This window comes from Streptomyces sp. NPDC031445 (genome assembly GCF_055581365.1).
In genome coordinates, this window is the sequence record NZ_JBVIJO010000001.1 from 15,007 (window position 1) to 32,124 (window position 17,118).

At 73.5% G+C, this 17,118-nt stretch carries 13 protein-coding genes and 3 pseudogenes; 11 read left to right on the forward strand and 5 right to left on the reverse strand.

What is annotated here, in order from left to right; all coding sequences use genetic code 11:
- The first annotated feature begins 3 nt into the window (after window positions 1–3).
- The 6 genes from rimO to ACZ5DC_RS00075 all read left to right on the forward strand — a co-directional run bounded on the left by rimO (window position 4) and on the right by ACZ5DC_RS00075 (window position 4,391).
- Window positions 4–1,476 (forward strand): 30S ribosomal protein S12 methylthiotransferase RimO, encoded by a 1,473-nt coding sequence (gene rimO, locus ACZ5DC_RS00050; protein WP_468647763.1) that lies wholly within the window; start codon window positions 4–6, stop codon window positions 1,474–1,476.
- The gene (gene pgsA, locus ACZ5DC_RS00055; protein WP_468647765.1) at window positions 1,473–2,243 is read left to right on the forward strand and encodes a CDP-diacylglycerol--glycerol-3-phosphate 3-phosphatidyltransferase; all 771 of its coding nucleotides are present in this window, start codon (window positions 1,473–1,475) and stop codon (window positions 2,241–2,243) included. The genes rimO and pgsA overlap by 4 nt, the downstream gene beginning before the upstream one ends.
- Window positions 2,240–2,785 carry a CinA family protein gene (locus ACZ5DC_RS00060; RefSeq protein ID WP_468647767.1) on the forward strand — a complete coding sequence of 182 codons (546 nt, stop codon included), beginning with the start codon at window positions 2,240–2,242 and terminating at the stop codon, window positions 2,783–2,785. The genes pgsA and ACZ5DC_RS00060 overlap by 4 nt, the downstream gene beginning before the upstream one ends.
- Before the next feature lie 109 nt (window positions 2,786–2,894).
- Entirely contained in the window at window positions 2,895–3,269 is a 375-nt protein-coding gene (locus ACZ5DC_RS00065) for a helix-turn-helix domain-containing protein (RefSeq protein WP_014675397.1), read from the forward strand.
- 209 nt (window positions 3,270–3,478) lie between these two features.
- The gene (locus ACZ5DC_RS00070; protein WP_366748414.1) at window positions 3,479–3,949 is read left to right on the forward strand and encodes a Dps family protein; all 471 of its coding nucleotides are present in this window, start codon (window positions 3,479–3,481) and stop codon (window positions 3,947–3,949) included.
- A 163-nt stretch (window positions 3,950–4,112) separates the two neighbouring features.
- A complete protein-coding gene (locus ACZ5DC_RS00075; RefSeq protein ID WP_468647769.1) occupies window positions 4,113–4,391 on the forward strand; it encodes a hypothetical protein in 279 nt (92 codons plus the stop codon).
- Here ACZ5DC_RS00075 and ACZ5DC_RS00080 read toward each other — a convergent pair.
- The 3 genes and pseudogenes from ACZ5DC_RS00080 to ACZ5DC_RS00090 all read right to left on the reverse strand — a co-directional run.
- Window positions 4,339–4,568, reverse strand: a pseudogene (locus ACZ5DC_RS00080) (SDR family oxidoreductase); the annotation flags it as partial. The gene ACZ5DC_RS00075 and the pseudogene ACZ5DC_RS00080 overlap by 53 nt on opposite strands.
- Before the next feature lie 32 nt (window positions 4,569–4,600).
- Window positions 4,601–5,446 carry an Fpg/Nei family DNA glycosylase gene (locus tag ACZ5DC_RS00085; protein WP_468647771.1) on the reverse strand — a complete coding sequence of 282 codons (846 nt, stop codon included), beginning with the start codon at window positions 5,444–5,446 and terminating at the stop codon, window positions 4,601–4,603.
- A gap of 114 nt (window positions 5,447–5,560) precedes the next feature.
- Entirely contained in the window at window positions 5,561–10,597 is a 5,037-nt protein-coding gene (locus ACZ5DC_RS00090; protein WP_468647773.1) for an ATP-dependent helicase, read from the reverse strand.
- A 170-nt stretch (window positions 10,598–10,767) separates the two neighbouring features.
- Here ACZ5DC_RS00090 and ACZ5DC_RS00095 point away from each other — a divergent pair.
- Window positions 10,768–10,944: pseudogene (locus tag ACZ5DC_RS00095) on the forward strand (AzlD domain-containing protein); the annotation flags it as partial.
- A gap of 118 nt (window positions 10,945–11,062) precedes the next feature.
- Here the strand turns inward: ACZ5DC_RS00095 and ACZ5DC_RS00100 are convergent.
- Window positions 11,063–12,007 (reverse strand): hypothetical protein, encoded by a 945-nt coding sequence (locus tag ACZ5DC_RS00100; RefSeq protein WP_468647775.1) that lies wholly within the window; start codon window positions 12,005–12,007, stop codon window positions 11,063–11,065.
- An 80-nt stretch (window positions 12,008–12,087) separates the two neighbouring features.
- Here ACZ5DC_RS00100 and ACZ5DC_RS00105 point away from each other — a divergent pair, with 80 nt between their 5' ends.
- Window positions 12,088–12,282, forward strand: a complete 195-nt coding sequence (locus tag ACZ5DC_RS00105; protein WP_468647777.1) for a DUF3046 domain-containing protein — start codon at window positions 12,088–12,090, stop codon at window positions 12,280–12,282.
- Between the two features lie 180 nt (window positions 12,283–12,462).
- Entirely contained in the window at window positions 12,463–13,713 is a 1,251-nt protein-coding gene (locus tag ACZ5DC_RS00110; protein ID WP_468649871.1) for an AI-2E family transporter, read from the forward strand.
- Between the two features lie 73 nt (window positions 13,714–13,786).
- Here the strand turns inward: ACZ5DC_RS00110 and ACZ5DC_RS00115 are convergent.
- A pseudogene (locus tag ACZ5DC_RS00115) lies at window positions 13,787–14,534 on the reverse strand (hypothetical protein).
- 409 nt (window positions 14,535–14,943) lie between these two features.
- On the opposite strand from ACZ5DC_RS00115, the gene recA reads away from it, so the two are divergent.
- Window positions 14,944–16,071, forward strand: a complete 1,128-nt coding sequence (recA, locus tag ACZ5DC_RS00120; RefSeq protein ID WP_468647779.1) for a recombinase RecA — start codon at window positions 14,944–14,946, stop codon at window positions 16,069–16,071.
- Between the two features lie 3 nt (window positions 16,072–16,074).
- Complete coding sequence (recX, locus tag ACZ5DC_RS00125) at window positions 16,075–16,947, forward strand: recombination regulator RecX (protein ID WP_468647781.1); 873 nt, start codon at window positions 16,075–16,077, stop codon at window positions 16,945–16,947.
- Window positions 16,948–17,118: the final 171 nt, after the last annotated feature.

Below are 17,118 nucleotides of genomic sequence, written 5' to 3' on the forward strand. Positions count from 1 at the left end.
CCCATGCCTGAACGCCGTACCGTCGCACTCGTCACTCTCGGCTGCGCTCGTAACGAGGTGGATTCCGAGGAGCTCGCAGGCCGTTTGGAGGCGGACGGCTGGCAGCTCGTCGAGGACGCCGCGGACGCCGACGTAGCCGTGGTCAACACCTGTGGCTTCGTGGAGGCCGCCAAGAAGGACTCCGTCGACGCGCTGCTGGAGGCCAATGACCTCAAGGGCCACGGCAGAACCCAGGCCGTCGTGGCGGTGGGCTGCATGGCCGAGCGGTACGGCAAGGAACTGGCCGAGGCGCTGCCCGAGGCCGACGGCGTCCTCGGCTTCGACGACTACACGGACATCTCGGACCGCCTCCAGACCATCCTCTCCGGCGGCGTCCACGCCGCCCACACCCCCCGCGACCGGCGCAAGCTGCTGCCGATCAGCCCCGCCGAGCGCCAGGAGTCGGCAGCGTCCGTCGCGCTGCCCGGACACGGCCCGGCCGATCTCCCGGAGGGCGTCGCGCCCGCCTCGGGCCCCCGTGCGCCGCTGCGCCGCCGTCTCGACGGCTCCCCGGTCGCCTCGGTCAAGCTCGCCTCGGGCTGCGACCGGCGCTGCTCGTTCTGCGCCATCCCCTCCTTCCGCGGCTCCTTCATCTCCCGCCGCCCCAGCGACGTCCTGAACGAGACCCGCTGGCTGGCCGAGCAGGGCGTGAAGGAGGTCATGCTGGTTTCCGAGAACAACACCTCCTACGGCAAGGACCTGGGCGACATCCGCCTGCTGGAGTCCCTGCTGCCGGAGCTTGCGGAGGTCGACGGCATCGAGCGGGTACGGGTGAGCTACCTCCAGCCGGCCGAGATGCGCCCGGGACTCGTCGACGTCCTGACCTCCACCCCCAAGGTCGCCCCGTACTTCGACCTGTCCTTCCAGCACTCCGCGCCCGGCGTGCTGCGCGCCATGCGCCGCTTCGGCGACACCGACCGCTTCCTCGAACTGCTCGACACCATCCGGAGCAAGGCGCCCCAGGCCGGCGTGCGCTCCAACTTCATCGTCGGCTTCCCCGGCGAGTCCGAGTCCGACCTCGCCGAACTGGAGCGCTTCCTGAACGGCGCCCGGCTGGACGCCATCGGTGTCTTCGGCTACTCGGACGAGGAGGGCACGGAAGCGGCGACGTACGAGAACAAGCTGGACGAGGACGTCGTCGCCGAGCGCCTGGCCCACATCTCCCGGCTCGCCGAGGAACTCGTCTCGCAGCGCGCCGAGGAGCGCGTCGGCGAGACCGTCCAGGTCCTGGTGGAGTCCGTGGACGAGGAGGAGGGCGTCCACGGCCGCGGCGCGCACCAGGCGCCGGAGACCGACGGCCAGGTGCTCCTCACGAGCGGCGCGGGCCTGAGCGTCGGACGTATGGTCGAGGCGAAGGTGGTGGGCACCGAAGGTGTCGACCTGGTGGCCGAGCCGCTGACCGGCTCGCTCGCGTGTAGTGAGGAGGCGGGCAGATGACCGGAGTGCCGGCATCCGCCGCGGGCGGCTCCTCCGGCGCGCAGGGCGCCCGGGGCTCCGCAGCCGCTGCCGACGGCGGAACCCCGGCCGAGGTCTCCGGTTCTGCTTCGGGCCCGGCCACGGCTCCCGAGGGCGGCAAGTCCCCGCGCGGCGGGAAGATCGCGGCCGCGGCCGTCAACCAGGCGAGCGTCTGGAACGTCGCCAATCTGCTGACGATGCTCCGCCTGGTCCTGGTGCCGGGCTTCGTGGCACTGATGCTGGCCGACGGCGGTTACGACCCGGCCTGGCGCTCCCTGGCCTGGGCGGCCTTCGCCATCGCCATGATTACCGATCTGTTCGACGGGCACCTGGCGCGCACCTACAACCTCGTCACCGACTTCGGGAAGATCGCCGACCCCATCGCCGACAAGGCGATCATGGGTGCGGCGCTCGTCTGTCTGTCCGCCCTCGGCGATCTGCCGTGGTGGGTGACGGCCGTGATCCTCGGCCGGGAACTCGGCATCACCCTGCTGCGTTTCCTGGTCATTCGCTACGGTGTGATCCCCGCCAGCAGGGGCGGCAAGCTGAAGACGCTCACCCAGGGCGTGGCCGTCGGGATGTACGTCCTGGCCCTCACCGGGTGGCTCGCCAGCCTGCGCTTCTGGGTGATGGCCGCGGCGGTCGTCCTCACCGTCGTCACGGGCCTCGACTACGTAAGACAAGCCATTGTGCTGCGCCGCCGGGGAATCGCCGAGCGCGCGGCAGCGTTGGAGGGGAAGGAAGCGTGAGTTCCACGGCCACCGAACTGGTGCGACTACTGACCGTGAGGGGCGAGACCCTCGCCGTCGCGGAGTCGCTGACCGGTGGCCTGGTAGCGGCGGAGATCACCGGGGTACCCGGAGCGTCCCGGGTGTTCCGGGGCTCGGTCACCGCATACGCCACCGAACTGAAACATGAGCTGCTGGGTGTCGACGCCACCCTGCTGGCCCAGTGCGGAGCGGTGGATCCGCAGGTCGCGGGCCAGATGGCGGCCGGAGTCCGCAAAGCACTGGGCGCGGACTGGGGCATCGCGACCACCGGGGTCGCCGGCCCCGATCCGCAGGACGGCAAGCCCGTCGGGACGGTCTTCGTGGCCGTCGACGGCCCCCTCGGCGTCCGGTCCGGTTCTGCCGGTGGCGGAAAAGTCGAGGGCCTGAGGTTGAACGGCAGCCGTACGGAAATTCGTATGGAGAGTGTACGGAGCGTACTCGCAGTGCTCCTGGAGCAGCTTGCGGGCGAACAGACTGGGAATGAGCGGGCACAGGATACGGAACGGAACGGGGGGTTTTGATGTTTGCAGCCCTGAGTGAACACGACATCGCTCCCCGCACGGCCGCGGCGCAAGGCGGTACGGTGGGGCGAGAAGGATGCGGCTACGCGGTCCGAGGAGGGAGCCACCGATGATTCTGCTCCGTCGCCTGCTGGGTGACGTGCTGCGTCGGCAGCGCCAACGCCAGGGCCGTACTCTGCGCGAAGTCTCCTCGTCCGCCCGAGTCTCACTCGGCTATCTCTCCGAGGTGGAGCGGGGGCAGAAGGAGGCTTCCTCCGAGCTGCTCGCCGCCATCTGCGACGCGCTGGACGTACGGATGTCGGAACTGATGCGAGAGGTGAGCGACGAACTGGCGCTCGCCGAGCTGGCCCAGTCCGCCCGGGCCACCGAGCCCGTGCCCACACCGGTCCGGCCGATGCTGGGTTCCGTCTCGGTGACCGGCGTGCCACCGGAACGGGTGACCATCAAGGCGCCCGCGGAAGCGGTGGACGTCGTCGCCGCGTGAGGTTCGTGCGCGCGGTCTGACGATCCGGGACGAGTGACGATCCGCCACCGTCCGATACGGCTTGAGCCCCGGCCGGCTTCTCCAGGAAGACCTGGGAGGCCGGCCGGGGCTTTTCGCGCTCTTTGCCCGAGATGCGCCCGTTTGCCGGTGTGGTGGGGTGCGGTCATCGTGGGAGGGACGTGACGGCGCCTGAACACCGGAGGAAGCGGATGTACGTCGTGAAGAGCCCGTTGGCCGAAGGGGACCTGAAGACCGTGTCCGGGGCGCTCCAGGGCGCCCTCGTCGATCTGGTGGACCTCTCGCTGGTCGCCAAGCAGATCCACTGGAACATCGTCGGCCCCCGCTTCCGCTCCGTCCACCTCCAGCTGGACGAGGTGGTCGACTCCGCCCGCACGCATATGGACTCGGTGGCCGAGCGGGCCTCGGCGCTGGGCGTGCCGCCCGACGGACGCGCCGGCACGGTGGCCTCCGGCAGCGGGATAAAGACCACCCCGGCCGGATGGATCAAGGACACGGACGCGGTCGGGGCGATGGTGGACGCACTGGGCTCGGTGATCACCCGGATGCGTGAGCGGGTGGAGGCGACCGGGGAGCCCGACCCGGTCTCCCAGGACATGTTCATCGGGATCACCGCGGACCTGGAGAAGCATCACTGGATGTTCCAGGCGGAGAACGCGTAAGCGGTGTGGCCGGGGCCGGATCCCCGCGCGGGAGAGCCGGTGGGAGCGCCGGGCGGGCCGGCTGCCTCCGGGCGCTGCACCGGTGAGCCCTCGGTGCGCCCTCGGTGCGCCTCCCGCGCGGTCGCGGCGGCGGTCTAGCGTCCGGCTGGAGGTGATGGCGGGCATGGCGGGACGGACAGTGCGCCGCGGACTGGCGCTCGCCCTGGGAGCGGTGTGGTGGTGGGCCGTGCTGCGGCTCGCCCTCGGAGAGGGCTCGGGCGTGCTGGAAGGGGCCGTCGCCGCCGGCGGCTGGGGACTGAGCCTGCTGCCCGTGCACTGTGTGCCCAAGGGGCGCGCGACCGGCGCCGTGCACCCTGGGCGCTGGGTGGCCGCCTGGCGGGCGGGAGACGTCACCAAGGCATCGCGACGCCCCAGTTCGGGCGAAGTGTCCGGGCCGTCATGAACACCGACGCGTCCGACGCCGGGTACAGCACCGCGCGCGCCACGTCGTCCGGTTCGCCGACCCGCCCCAGCGGGGTCATCCGGGTCGTCGTGGCCTCCGTGTGCGCCTGGGCCTCGGGGTCGTGCCGGTCGGTCATGGGGTGCGGATTCACCCCGGCGCGACCGCGTTGACCCGGAGCGTGGGTGGGGCCGGTTGGCGGGGCGGGTCGGTCAGCCGGTGCGGCGCGGGTACTTGTCGCGCCAGCGCTGGGGAGCGCCGGGTGCGGGGGCGGGGCCCGACTGGCAGGTGGGGCACCAGTAGGTGGGGCGTTCCTGGGAACCGTCGCCCTGGTCGGCCACCCGCACAGGGGTGTGGCAGCGCAGGCAGGGGCGGGGTGCGCGGCCGTAGACGAACAGGTCGTACCGGTGCAGGCCGGTGGTCTGCCGGACCGGGCGGTCGCGGTTGGCCTCCAGCAGCCGCTTGGCCAGTCCCGGCAGCCGCCGGGCGAGGTCCGCGGGCAGCGCCCCGGCCGGAAGCCAGGGGGTGACGCCGAGGAGGAAGCACAGCTCGCTCTTGTAGACGTTGCCGATGCCGGCCAGATTGCGCTGGTCCAGCAGGGCCTCGCCGAGCTCGCGGGCCGGGTCCGACAGGACGTTGGCCAGGGCGCGCTCGGGGTCCCAGTCCGGGCCGAGCAGGTCCGGGCCGAGATGGCCGACGACCCGCTCCTCCTCGGTCGTGTGCAGCAGCTCCAGGACCGGGAGCCGGTAGCCGACGGCCGTGCGGTCGGCGGTGCCGAGAACCGCACGGATCTGGTACGCCGGTCCGCCCCGCCAGCGCTCGCCCGTGCCGAACACCTTCCACGAGCCCTCCATGCGCAGGTGGGTGTGCAAGGTGAGGCCGCCCTCGAACCGGGTGAGGATGTGCTTGCCGCGCGGAACGGTGTTCAGCACCCCGCGGCCGGACAGATCGACCGTCGCGTACTTCGGCACGCGGAAGTCGCTGCGGGTCAGCGCCTTGCCCGCGAGGGCCTCGTGCAGCCGCCGCGCGGCCTGCCAGACCGTGTCACCTTCGGGCATGGGTCAAGGGTGCCACGGTGGGGTGAGAGGGGGCCGGGGGCAGCGGGCGAGGGTCGACGGGACCGGGGCCGGCCCCGTGTCGGCGTCGGCCGCCGCTGCCTGGCGTACCGGGCCTCACGCTCTCAGGCGCAGGCCGCGCGGTGTCGCCACGAATCCCGCCCCCTCCAGGAGAGTGCCCAGGGGGGAGGTCAGGGCCTGGGCGCCGTTGATCCGCTCGACCGTGACCGTGCCGAGCGAGCCCGCGCGGGCCGCCCCGGCCAGTGCCTCGGCGGCCGTGCGCAGGCGGGGATCGTCCGTCGCGGCCGTGTCCGGGGCGGTCGGCCAGGCCAGCAGCGTCTTGCCACCGCGTTCCATGTACAGCGTCAGCTCGCCCTCCACCAGGACGACGAGCGAGCCCGCCTTGCGGCCCGGCTTGTGCCCGGCTCCGGCCGGCGGTTCCGGCCAGGGCAGCGCGGAGCCGTAGGCGTTCGCGGGATCGGCCGCGGCGAGGACCACGGCGCGGGGGTCGGGCGTGGCGCTGCCCGGCCGGCCGTTGCCCTGGCCGCGGTACGGGGCCGCGCCGTAGGCGGGGCCGCCGCCGCGGGGGCCGCCGTAGCCGGGGGAGGCGAACGGGTCGGCGAGGTCGCGGGCCGCCGGGGTGCCGTCGCCCCCGGAGGGGCCCTCCGGCGGCCAGGTGAAGTCGCCGTCCAGGCCGGGGTGGCCGAAGCCGCCCTCGGCTCCGTCGAAGGCACCGGGGGGCGTGTGGCCGTGCGGGGTGCCGGTGGCGCCGCCGGGACCGTCGGGGCCGTCGAACGGGTTCGGGAAGTCCGGCCCGGCGAAGCCGGTCACGGCATCCGGGGCGCCGAAGCCGTTCGCCGTACCAAGGGCACCGAAGCCCTGCGGCCGGGCCGGGGCCGGCAGGCCCTCCGTCCGCTCGCGGGCGTTCGCCACCGCGCGGAGGCGGTCCACCGCGCCGTCCATGGCGAACTGGGCCGCGCCCAGCCCCTCGACCACGTAGCCGCGCCGGGCCTGACCGCTGTCCTCGAACGCCGACAGCACCCGGTACACCGCTGAGAAGCCGCCCTCGACGCCCTCCGCGGCGACCGCACCCCGGGTGACCACACCGTGCCGGTCCAGAAGCGTGCGGGCCAGCGCGTGCGCGCGCACGGTGGCGTCCGGCTCGGCGGCGGGCAGCAGTGACCAGCGGCCCGCGACGGTCGGCGGGCCGGTGCGGGAGGCGGTGCGCGCGGCGGCCGTCAGCGAGCCGTAGCGCCCGCGCGGGACGGCACGCTTGGCACGGTGGGCGGTCGAGCCGGCCGTACGGCCCGAACCCAGCAGGGAGCGCATCGGCGCCAGGGTGTCGTTGGTGAGCCGGCCCGACCAGGCCAGGTCCCACAGGGCGTCGGCCAGGTGCGGGTCGGTGACGTCGGGGTGCGTGGTGGCGCGGACCTGGTCGGCGATCTGCCGGAAGAACAGGCCGTAGCCACCGGAGAGGGCGTCGAGGACCGACTGGTGCAGCGCGGTCAGCTCCAGCGGGTGCGGTGCCGGGAGCAGCACCGGGGCCGCGTCCGCCAGATAGAGGGAGACCCAGCCGTCCTTGCCGGGCAGGGCGCCCGCTCCGGCCCACACCACCTCACCCGCGGCGGTCAGCTCGTCCAGCATCGAGGGCGTGTAGTTCGCCACGCGGGAGGGCAGCACCAGCTTCTCCAGCGCGGAGGCCGGCACGGAGGCGCCCTGCAACTGTTCGACGGCCCGCACCAGCCCGTCGACGCCCCGCAGCGCATGACCCCTGCCGATGTGCTGCCACTGCGGCAGGAACTGGGCGAGCGCGGCGGGCGGCACGGGCTCCAGCTCGTGCCGCAGGGCCGCCAGGGACCGGCGGCGCAACCGGCGCAGCACGGCCGCGTCACACCACTCCTGGCCGATGCCCGCCGGATGGAACTCGCCCTGCACGATCCGGCCGGCCGCGGCCAGCCGCTGCAGCGCCCCCTCGGTGACCGCCACACCCAGGCCGAACCGGGCCGCCACGGTGGCCGAGGTGAACGGTCCGTGGGTACGGGCGTACCGCGCGAGGAGGTCGCCCAGCGGGTCCTTGACCGGCTCGGTGAACGCTTCGGGGACACCGACCGGCAGCGCCGTGCCGAGCGCGTCGCGCAGCCGGCCCGCGTCCTCCACGGCCGCCCAGTGCTCGGCGCCCGCGATCCGCACCCTGATCGCCCGGCGGGCACCGGCCAGCTCCCGCGCCCACTGCGGGTCCGCACCGCGCGCGACCAGTTCCGCGTCGGTCAGCGGGCCGAGCAGGCGGAGCACGTCGGCGACGCCCTCGACGTCCTTGACCCGGCGGTCCTCGGTGAGCCACTGCAGCTCGCGCTCCAGCTCGGTCAGCACCTCGGCGTCGAGCAGCTCGCGCAGCTCCGCCTGGCCCAGCAGCTCGGCCAGCAGCCGCGAGTCCAGGGACAGCGCGGCGGCGCGCCGCTCGGCCAGCGGGGAGTCGCCCTCGTACAGGAACTGGGCGACGTACCCGAAGAGCAGGGAGCGGGCGAACGGGGACGGCTCCGGGGTGGTCACCTCGACCAGGCGCACCTTGCGGGACTCGATGTCGCCCATCAGCTCGACCAGCCCGGGCACGTCGAAGACGTCCTGGAGGCATTCGCGGATCGCCTCCAGGACGATCGGGAACGAGCCGAACTCGCTCGCCACCTGGAGCAGCTGCGCCGCCCGCTGGCGCTGCTGCCACAGCGGGGTGCGCTTGCCGGGATTGCGGCGCGGCAGCAGCAGCGCGCGGGCGGCGCACTCCCGGAACCGGGAGGCGAACAGGGCCGAGCCGCCGACCTGGTCGGTGACGACCTGGTCGACCTCGCCCTTGTCGAAGGCGACGTCGGCCGCGCCGACCGGGGCCTGGTCGCCGTCGTACTCGGTGCCGGCCTTCACGGGCTCCCGGTCGAGCAGGTCCAGGCCCATCAGGTCGGCGTCGGGCAGGCGCAGCACGATGCCGTCGTCGGCGTGCATGACCTGGGCGTCCATGCCGTACCGCTCGGACAGGCGGGCGCCGAGGGCGAGGGCCCAGGGCGCGTGGACCTGGGCACCGAACGGGGAGTGGACGACGACCCGCCAGTCGCCCAGCTCGTCGCGGAACCGCTCCACGACGATCGTGCGGTCGTCCGGGACGTGACCGCAGGCCTCGCGCTGCTCGTCCAGGTACGACAGCACGTTGTCCGCCGCCCACGCGTCCAGGCCCGCCGTCAGCAGCCGCAGCCGGGCGTCGTCCTTGGGCAGCGAGCCGACCTCGCGCAGGAACGCGCCCACCGCGCGGCCCAGCTCCAGCGGACGGCCCAGCTGGTCGCCCTTCCAGAAGGGCAGCCGGCCCGGCACGCCCGGCGCCGGCGAGACGAGGACGCGGTCGCGCGTGATGTCCTCGATCCGCCAGGAACTCGTGCCCAGCGTGAAGACGTCCCCCACCCGGGACTCGTAGACCATCTCCTCGTCCAGCTCGCCGACCCGGCCGCCGCCCTTCTTGGGGTCGGAACCGGCGAGGAAGACGCCGAACAGGCCGCGGTCCGGGATCGTGCCGCCGGAGGTGACGGCGAGGCGCTGGGCGCCCGGACGGCCGGTGATGTCGCCCGTGACGCGGTCCCACACCACGCGCGGGCGCAGCTCCGCGAACGCGTCCGACGGATAGCGGCCCGCCAGCATGTCCAGCGTCGCCGTGAACGCCGACTCGGGCAGCGAGGCGAACGGGGCCGCCCGGCGGACCACGGCGAGCAGGTCGTCGAACTGCCAGGTGTCCAGCGCCGTCATGGCGACCAGCTGCTGCGCGAGCACGTCCAGCGGGTTCGCGGGCACCTTCAGCGACTCGATCGCGCCCGTGCGCATCCGCTCGGTGACCACGGCGGCCTGGACCAGGTCGCCCCGGTACTTCGGGAAGACCACGCCCGTGGAGACGGCACCGACCTGGTGTCCCGCGCGGCCCACCCGCTGGAGACCGGAGGCGACCGACGGCGGGGACTCGACCTGCACCACCAGGTCCACGGCGCCCATGTCGATGCCGAGTTCCAGGCTGGAGGTGGCCACCACCGCGGGCAGCCGCCCGGCCTTGAGGTCCTCCTCGACGAGGGCACGCTGCTCCTTGGAGACCGAGCCGTGGTGCGCGCGGGCGATCACCGGCGGCGCGCCCTGGGCCGCGCCGGAACCGCCCATCAGCTGGGCGGGGGAGTGGTGCTCGTCCAGGGTCTCGCCGGTGGCGCGCTCGTACGCGATCTCGTTGAGCCGGTTGCACAGGCGCTCCGCCAGGCGGCGCGAGTTGGCGAAGACGATCGTGGACCGGTGGGCCTGCACCAGGTCGGCGATCCGCTCCTCCACGTGCGGCCAGATCGACGGCCGCTCCCCGCCCTCGGAGGCGTCGGCGGCCGGGGCGCCCGACAGCTCGCCCATGTCCTCGACGGGGACGACCACGGAGAGGTCGAACTCCTTGCCGGACTCGGGCTGGACGATCTCCACCTTGCGGCGGGGGGACAGATACCGGGCCACCTCGTCCACCGGGCGCACGGTCGCCGACAGGCCGATCCGGCGGGCGGGCCTGGGCAGCAGCTCGTCCAGCCGCTCCAGGGAGAGCGCGAGGTGCGCGCCGCGCTTGGTGCCCGCGACCGCGTGCACCTCGTCCAGGATCACCGTCTCCACGCCCGTGAGCGCGTCACGCGTGGCCGACGTCAGCATGAGGAACAGCGACTCGGGGGTGGTGATCAGGATGTCCGGCGGGCGCGTGGACAGGGCGCGGCGCTCGGCGGCCGGGGTGTCGCCGGAGCGGATGCCGACCCTGACCTCCGGCTCGGGCAGGCCCAGCCGCACCGATTCCTGCCGGATGCCGGTCAGCGGACTGCGCAGATTGCGTTCGACGTCGACCGCGAGGGCCTTCAGCGGGGACACGTACAGCACCCGGCAGCGCTTCTTCGGATCGGCCGGGGGCGGGGTGGAGGCGAGTTGGTCGAGGGCGGCGAGGAACGCGGCGAGCGTCTTGCCGGAGCCGGTCGGGGCGACCACCAGCACGTCCGAGCCCTCCCGGATGGCCTGCCACGCGCCCGCCTGGGCCGCGGTGGGCGCGGAGAAGGCCCCCGTGAACCAGCCGCGGGTCGCGGGGGAGAAGCCGTCGAGGGCTCGGCGTGCGGAACTGACCATGCGTCCATCCTGCACCCACCCACTGACAAACACCCTGACCTGGGCAAACGGGGCGAGTAGGGGCGTGTGACGTCGAGCGCGGGAGGTGCGGCCGGGTGCCAGGGCGCAGGGGGCTGTGGGGGACGCCGCGGCTCCGACACCACGTGGGTCCTGGGCGGGGCCGGCTCGCCGCCCTGCTCGCCGCGCTCATGGCCCGGCAGGCGCCGGCCGACGGGTACGCGCCGGTGCCGGACGCCCTGCCCGCCGGGCCCGGCGCGGCGGACCGGGCACCCGTGGTGCGCGCGCCCTTCCCGCTGGTCGTGGCGGCGGCCGGGGCGGTGACGGCGGGCGGGCGGGCCGTCGGCGGTGAGACGGTCCGTGGGCAGGGCAGGGGGACGGCCAGGGGACGTCGGCGGGTGGTCGCCGTTGGTGGCCGAGCGGGCCGTCCGCCGTGTGACGGAAGGCGCTGACCGTCGGCAGGGCCGGTCAGCCCACGAAGCGGCCGTAGGCCCGCAGGGTGCGCAGGGCTTCGATCGTCACCAGGGAGCGCGCCTCCAGGGCGGGCGCGGGGGCCCACCGGCGCCACCGTACCGGCCAGCCGCCGTCCTCCTCCTGCCCGGCGGCCAGGTGGTCCAGCGAGCGCGTCATCTCCGCGTCCGTGAACCAGGCGCGCGCGAGCGAGTCCGGGCGCGGGGCGAAGTCGTGCGGGAAGTGGTGCTCACCCGGGGCGTAGCCGGACGCGACCGGGAACGCGTCGAGCCGGTCCGGGTCCAGGGCCGCGAGCCGCTGCTCCCGCACCAGGCGGCCCAGCCGGCCGGCGGCGGCCTCCGCGCGGGTGCGGTCGGGCGCGGAGTCCAGGAAGGTCACGGCGGCCCGCACCTCGTAGGGGTGGGTCTTCTCCAGGGACTCCACCGCCTGCCAGCAGTAGTCGGTGGCCCGGAACAGCCAGGCGTGCCACACCTCGTTGCGGTGCAGCAGCCCGACCACCGGCCCGGTCGCGAGCAGGTCGCTGGGCGGATCGTCGACGACCGGGACGAACGGCGCCGTCGGGTACCCGCGCTGGCTGGGGTGGATCGCCGGCAGGGCGCCGTCCGCGGTGGACACGGAGGTCAGGTAGCGGCACACGCGCTCCACCCGCTGGCCGCCGCACCGCCCGATGGCGTCCAGCACGCGCAGGGCGTGCGCCGTGTGCAGGGGCTGGCTGACCGGTCCACGCAGATCGGGCTCCAGCGCGTGCCCGTAGCCCCCGTCCTCGTTCCGGTAGGCGTCCAGTGCCGCTTCCACCGCCTCCGGGCTGCCGCGCAGGAAGTGGTACGCGAAGAGGTGCTGCTCCAGCACGCGCGCGGTGAGCCACACGAACTGTTCGGCGCGGAAGAGCGGGGAGCGCGCCGGGGGCGTGGAGGGGGGTGGGGAAGCTCCTGTATCGGCCATGCGTCAGACCGTAGGACGGAAAGCGGTCTCGGCAGGCGCTCCCCGGCAGGGCCCACCCCCAGGGGCGGGATACTGGGGTCATGCGGTTGACGGTCTTCTGGCAGCGGATGGCGGAACACTTCGGTCCGGGGTACGCCGACACCTTCGCGCGCGATCACGTGATGACGGAACTGGGCGGACGCACCGTGAACCAGGCGCTGGACGCCGGCTGGGATGCCAAGGACGTGTGGCGCGTGGTCTGCGCGGTGATGGACGTGCCGGGCGAGAAGCGCTGAGGCACCGGGTCGGGCGCGCCGGACGTGCCGGGCGACAAGCACTGACGCGCCGGCCGAAATGCCGGGTTCGCCGTTGAAGAAGGCGACAGTACGGCACTGATCTGTCACGAAGATCGCCGCGAGGCGCCGGTTGTCGGTGGCGTGGGCGAGACTGGGCGCGTGGCACCCAACGAGGACCCCCTGGCACCCACTCCCGAGGACGGCGAGCAGTCGCGCGGGCAGGCGGCGACGGCCGATACGCTCCCGCCCGGCCGGACCCCCGCCTCCGGCACCCCCGCTCCGGGCGGCCGGATGCCGCGCTGGCTGCCGCGCGCCATGGTGCTCGCGCTCGCGCTGGTCGCCGCGTTCCAGCTGGGCAGCTGGGCCTTCCACCAGCTGACCGGGCTCCTGATCAACATATTGATCGCGTTCTTCCTGGCCCTCGCGATAGAGCCCGCGGTGAGCCGGATGGCGGCCCGTGGCATGCGCAGGGGGCTCGCGACCTTCCTGGTCTTCCTCGGCCTCACCGTCTTCACCGCAGGGTTCGTCACCCTGCTCGGGTCCATGCTGGCCGGCCAGATCATCAAGATGATCGAGGGCTTCCCCGGCTACCTCGACTCACTCATCCACTGGACCAACCAGACCTTCCACACCGACCTCAGACGGGTGGACATCCGGGAGGGCCTCCTGCACTCCGACTGGCTGCGCAAGTACGTGCAGAACAGCGCGGCCGGAGTCCTCGACGTGTCCGCCCAGGTGCTCGGCGGGCTCTTCCAGCTGCTGACGATCGCGCTGTTCTCCTTCTACTTCGCCGCCGACGGCCCCCGGCTGCGCCGCGCCCTGTGCTCCGTCCTGCCGCCCGCGCGCCAGGCCGAGGTGCTGCGCGCCTGGGAGATCGCCGTCGACAAGACGGGCGGCTATCTGTACTCGCGCGGCCTCATGGCTCTCGTCTCCGGCATCGCCCACTACGTCCTGCTGGAGGCCCTCGGCGTGCCGTACGCGCCCGTGCTCGGCGTCTGGGTGGGCCTGGTCTCGCAGTTCATCCCCACCATCGGGACGTACCTCGCGGGCGCGCTGCCGATGCTGATCGCGTTCACCGTCGACCCCTGGTACGCGCTCTGGGTGCTGATCTTCGTCGTGATCTACCAGCAGTTCGAGAACTACATGCTCCAGCCGAAGCTGACCGCCAAGACGGTCGACATCCACCCGGCCGTCGCCTTCGGCTCGGTCGTCGCGGGCACCGCGCTGCTGGGCGCGGTCGGCGCGCTGATCGCCATCCCGGCGGTGGCCACGCTCCAGGCCTTCCTAGGGGCGTACGTGAAGCGGTACGCCGTCACGGACGACCCCCGGGTGCACGGCCGCCGCGGCAGCGGTCCGGGCGGTCCCGGGATGCTGACGCGCGCGCGCCGGCTATGGTCCGGCCGCCGCCCCGACGGGGCACAGCAGCCGTAGCCCGCCGGGCCGGCCGCCGCCCGGGCAGGGCACAGCAGCCGTAGCCCGCCCGCGCACGACGGTGCCGCCCGCCTCAGTACGTCAGGACCGCCCACACGGCGGCCACGGCGACGGCTGCCGTGCAGCTGCCCACCGCCACGGCCACGATCCGCCGGCGCGTCCGCTCGTCCCACGGCGTGCGGGTCAGCAGCCGGGCCGGCAGGGGCAGGACGAGGACCGCGTGCAGGCTCACGGCGTGCAGCGGCTTGAGCGGGGCCGTCGAGCGATAGGCCGCCTCCTGGTGGCCGGTCCGGGTCAGGACGACCCCGCGCGCGATCATCGCCGCGCCGGAGTCCAGCGCGACCAGCAGGAGCGCGAAACCGGAACGCCTGGCCAGGGACATGCCGGCGGGGCCCGTCGGCCGGCGCCGGAAGGACGCGACGGCGAAGACCGTGAGCACGGCCACCAGGACACCGTCGCCCACCGCGAGCGTCATGGACACCGCCGTGTCGAAGGGGGGCTGCCTGTTCAGGTGCGAGGGCACCCGGCGCCACGCCTGGAGGGTGATGCCGCCCACCTCCACCACGCAGTCGGCGGCGAAGACCAGCAGCAGGACAGAACGCAGCCGGTCATCGGTCCGCAGGTACGACGTGACCCACGTGACCGCGATCAGGGTCTACCCCGAACGAGAGCCCGAACGTGACGGGCTTGCGCCAGGAGACGGGACCGTCCCAGGGACCGCCGTCGACCGCGAACACCACCAGGTGGGCGAGGCCGGACAGGACGAGGAGCAGCCCCGTCGCGTGGCAGAGGCGGTCGACGGCGGCGCGCGGGTTCTTCATGGGCCCAAGGCTTCCGGGCACGGCCCGCGCGATCGTCGTCCTGCCGGAGACACCCGTGGTACGCCGCCGGGAGCAGGCCCGCGCGCGTCGCAGTGGTCGAAGAACCGGTCCACCAGGTCGCGTGGCCCCCGTCGGCGAGCCGGGTCACACCGTCGTACACGCCGTCGCGCACGGCGTCGTCCAGGTTGTCGTGGTCGCCGGGCGCCGGGGTGGCGCGCTTGACACGAAAATCGAACATCCATTCTTATGGAGGCTCAGGCGAGGCTTTCGGCTGGGGATTTCGCCCCGATTCGCGGGTAGATGTCCCTCGGTTATCCACAGGCTGGGCCTGCGTCGGGGCGCATTGTCAGTGGCAGGCGTTAGCGTCTTTGACGTGAAGCGATCGACTCAAGCAAACCGGGTGGAACCCATGGCAGGAACCGACCGCGAGAAGGCGCTCGACGCCGCGCTCGCGCAGATTGAACGGCAATTCGGCAAGGGCGCTGTCATGCGCATGGGCGAGCGGTCGAAGGAGCCCATCGAGGTCATCCCGACCGGGTCGACCGCCCTCGACGTCGCCCTCGGCGTCGGCGGCCTGCCGCGCGGCCGTGTCGTGGAGATCTACGGACCGGAGTCCTCCGGTAAGACGACCCTGACCCTGCACGCCGTGGCGAACGCACAGAAGGCCGGCGGCCAGGTCGCCTTCGTGGACGCCGAGCACGCCCTCGACCCCGAGTACGCGCGCAAGCTCGGCGTCGACATCGACAACCTCATCCTGTCCCAGCCGGACAACGGCGAGCAGGCCCTGGAGATCGTGGACATGCTGGTCCGCTCCGGTGCCCTGGACCTCATCGTCATCGACTCCGTCGCCGCGCTCGTCCCGCGTGCGGAGATCGAGGGCGAGATGGGCGACAGCCACGTGGGTCTGCAGGCCCGTCTGATGAGCCAGGCCCTGCGGAAGATCACCAGCGCGCTCAACCAGTCCAAGACCACCGCGATCTTCATCAACCAGCTCCGCGAGAAGATCGGCGTGATGTTCGGCTCGCCGGAGACCACGACCGGCGGCCGGGCGCTGAAGTTCTACGCCTCGGTGCGTATCGACATCCGCCGCATCGAGACCCTGAAGGACGGCACGGAGGCGGTCGGCAACCGCACGCGCTGCAAGGTCGTCAAGAACAAGGTCGCGCCGCCCTTCAAGCAGGCCGAGTTCGACATCCTCTACGGCCAGGGCATCAGCCGTGAGGGCGGTCTGATCGACATGGGCGTGGAGCACGGCTTCGTGCGCAAGGCCGGTGCCTGGTACACGTACGAGGGCGACCAGCTCGGCCAGGGCAAGGAGAACGCGCGCAACTTCCTCAAGGACAACCCCGACCTGGCCAACGAGATCGAGAAGAAGATCAAGGAGAAGCTGGGCGTGGGTGTCCGGCCGGAGGAGCCCGCCGCCGAGCCGGGCGCCGACGCCGCGGTCACCGCGACGGCCGACGACCCCGCCAAGTCCGTCCCCGCCCCGGCAGCCGCCAAGGCCACCAAGCCCAAGGCCGCCGCAGCCAAGAGCTGACCCGTGACACGACGAACCGACTGGGCCGAGTACGAGTACGCCACCGGCGCCCCACGGGGGAGGGGCACCGGTGGCCACCCGGACTCCACCCCGGAGGGGGACGCCGGACATCGGGACGACGGGTTCGGCGGCGCGTACGGCGGACCTGACGCGTACCACGGGGCCGGCGGCGACGGGGGTGCTGCTGGCCTGGGGGACGAGGCCGGCGAGCCGTACGGGGGCGGTTCGCCGGGCGGTCGTGGGTCCGGGCGGTCCGGGGGAGCGCGCAGCGGCCGTCGGGGGCGTGGCCGGCGGCGCGGGTTCGGCGACGCGTCCGGGCCCGGTGAGGACGAAGGCGCCCCTTCCTCGGCGAGGGACGAGCGGGGGGAGTCTTCAGGGGACCCGGTGGAGCGGGCCCGGGCGATCTGCCTGCGCCTGCTCACCGGGACCCCGCGCACCCGCAAGCAGCTCGCGGACGCCCTGCGCAAGCGGGAGATCCCCGAGGACGCGGCCGAGGAGGTGCTGTCGCGGTTCGAGGAGGTCGGGCTCATCGACGACGGCGCTTTCGCGGACGCCTGGGTGGAGTCCCGGCACCATGGCCGGGGGCTCGCGCGCCGCGCACTCGCCCGGGAACTGCGCACCAAGGGGGTCGACTCGGCAGTGATCGAGGACGCCGTCGCCCAGCTCGACTCCGAGCAGGAGGAGGAGACCGCGCGCGAACTCGTCGCCCGCAAACTGCGGGCCACCCGTGGCCTCGAACGGGACAAGCGGATCCGCCGGCTCGCGGGCATGCTGGCCCGCAAGGGCTACCCGGAGGGCATGGCCCTCAGGGTCGTCCGCCAGGCCCTGGAGGAAGAGGGCGAGGACACGGAGTTCCTCGGGGACGGGGACTTCTGACGGGCTTCGGGACGAGGGCTCCCTGAGGACGAGGGGCGCGACGGCTGCCCGGGACACAGGCGGCCGACGGTCCAGTCGGAGGCGGGTGACAGGCGCCCGGGGTGGGGTCAACCCCCGCTGCCGGCGGTAGGGGTGGCCCCCGTCCCAGGACGCCGGGCCACCGCAGTGCTC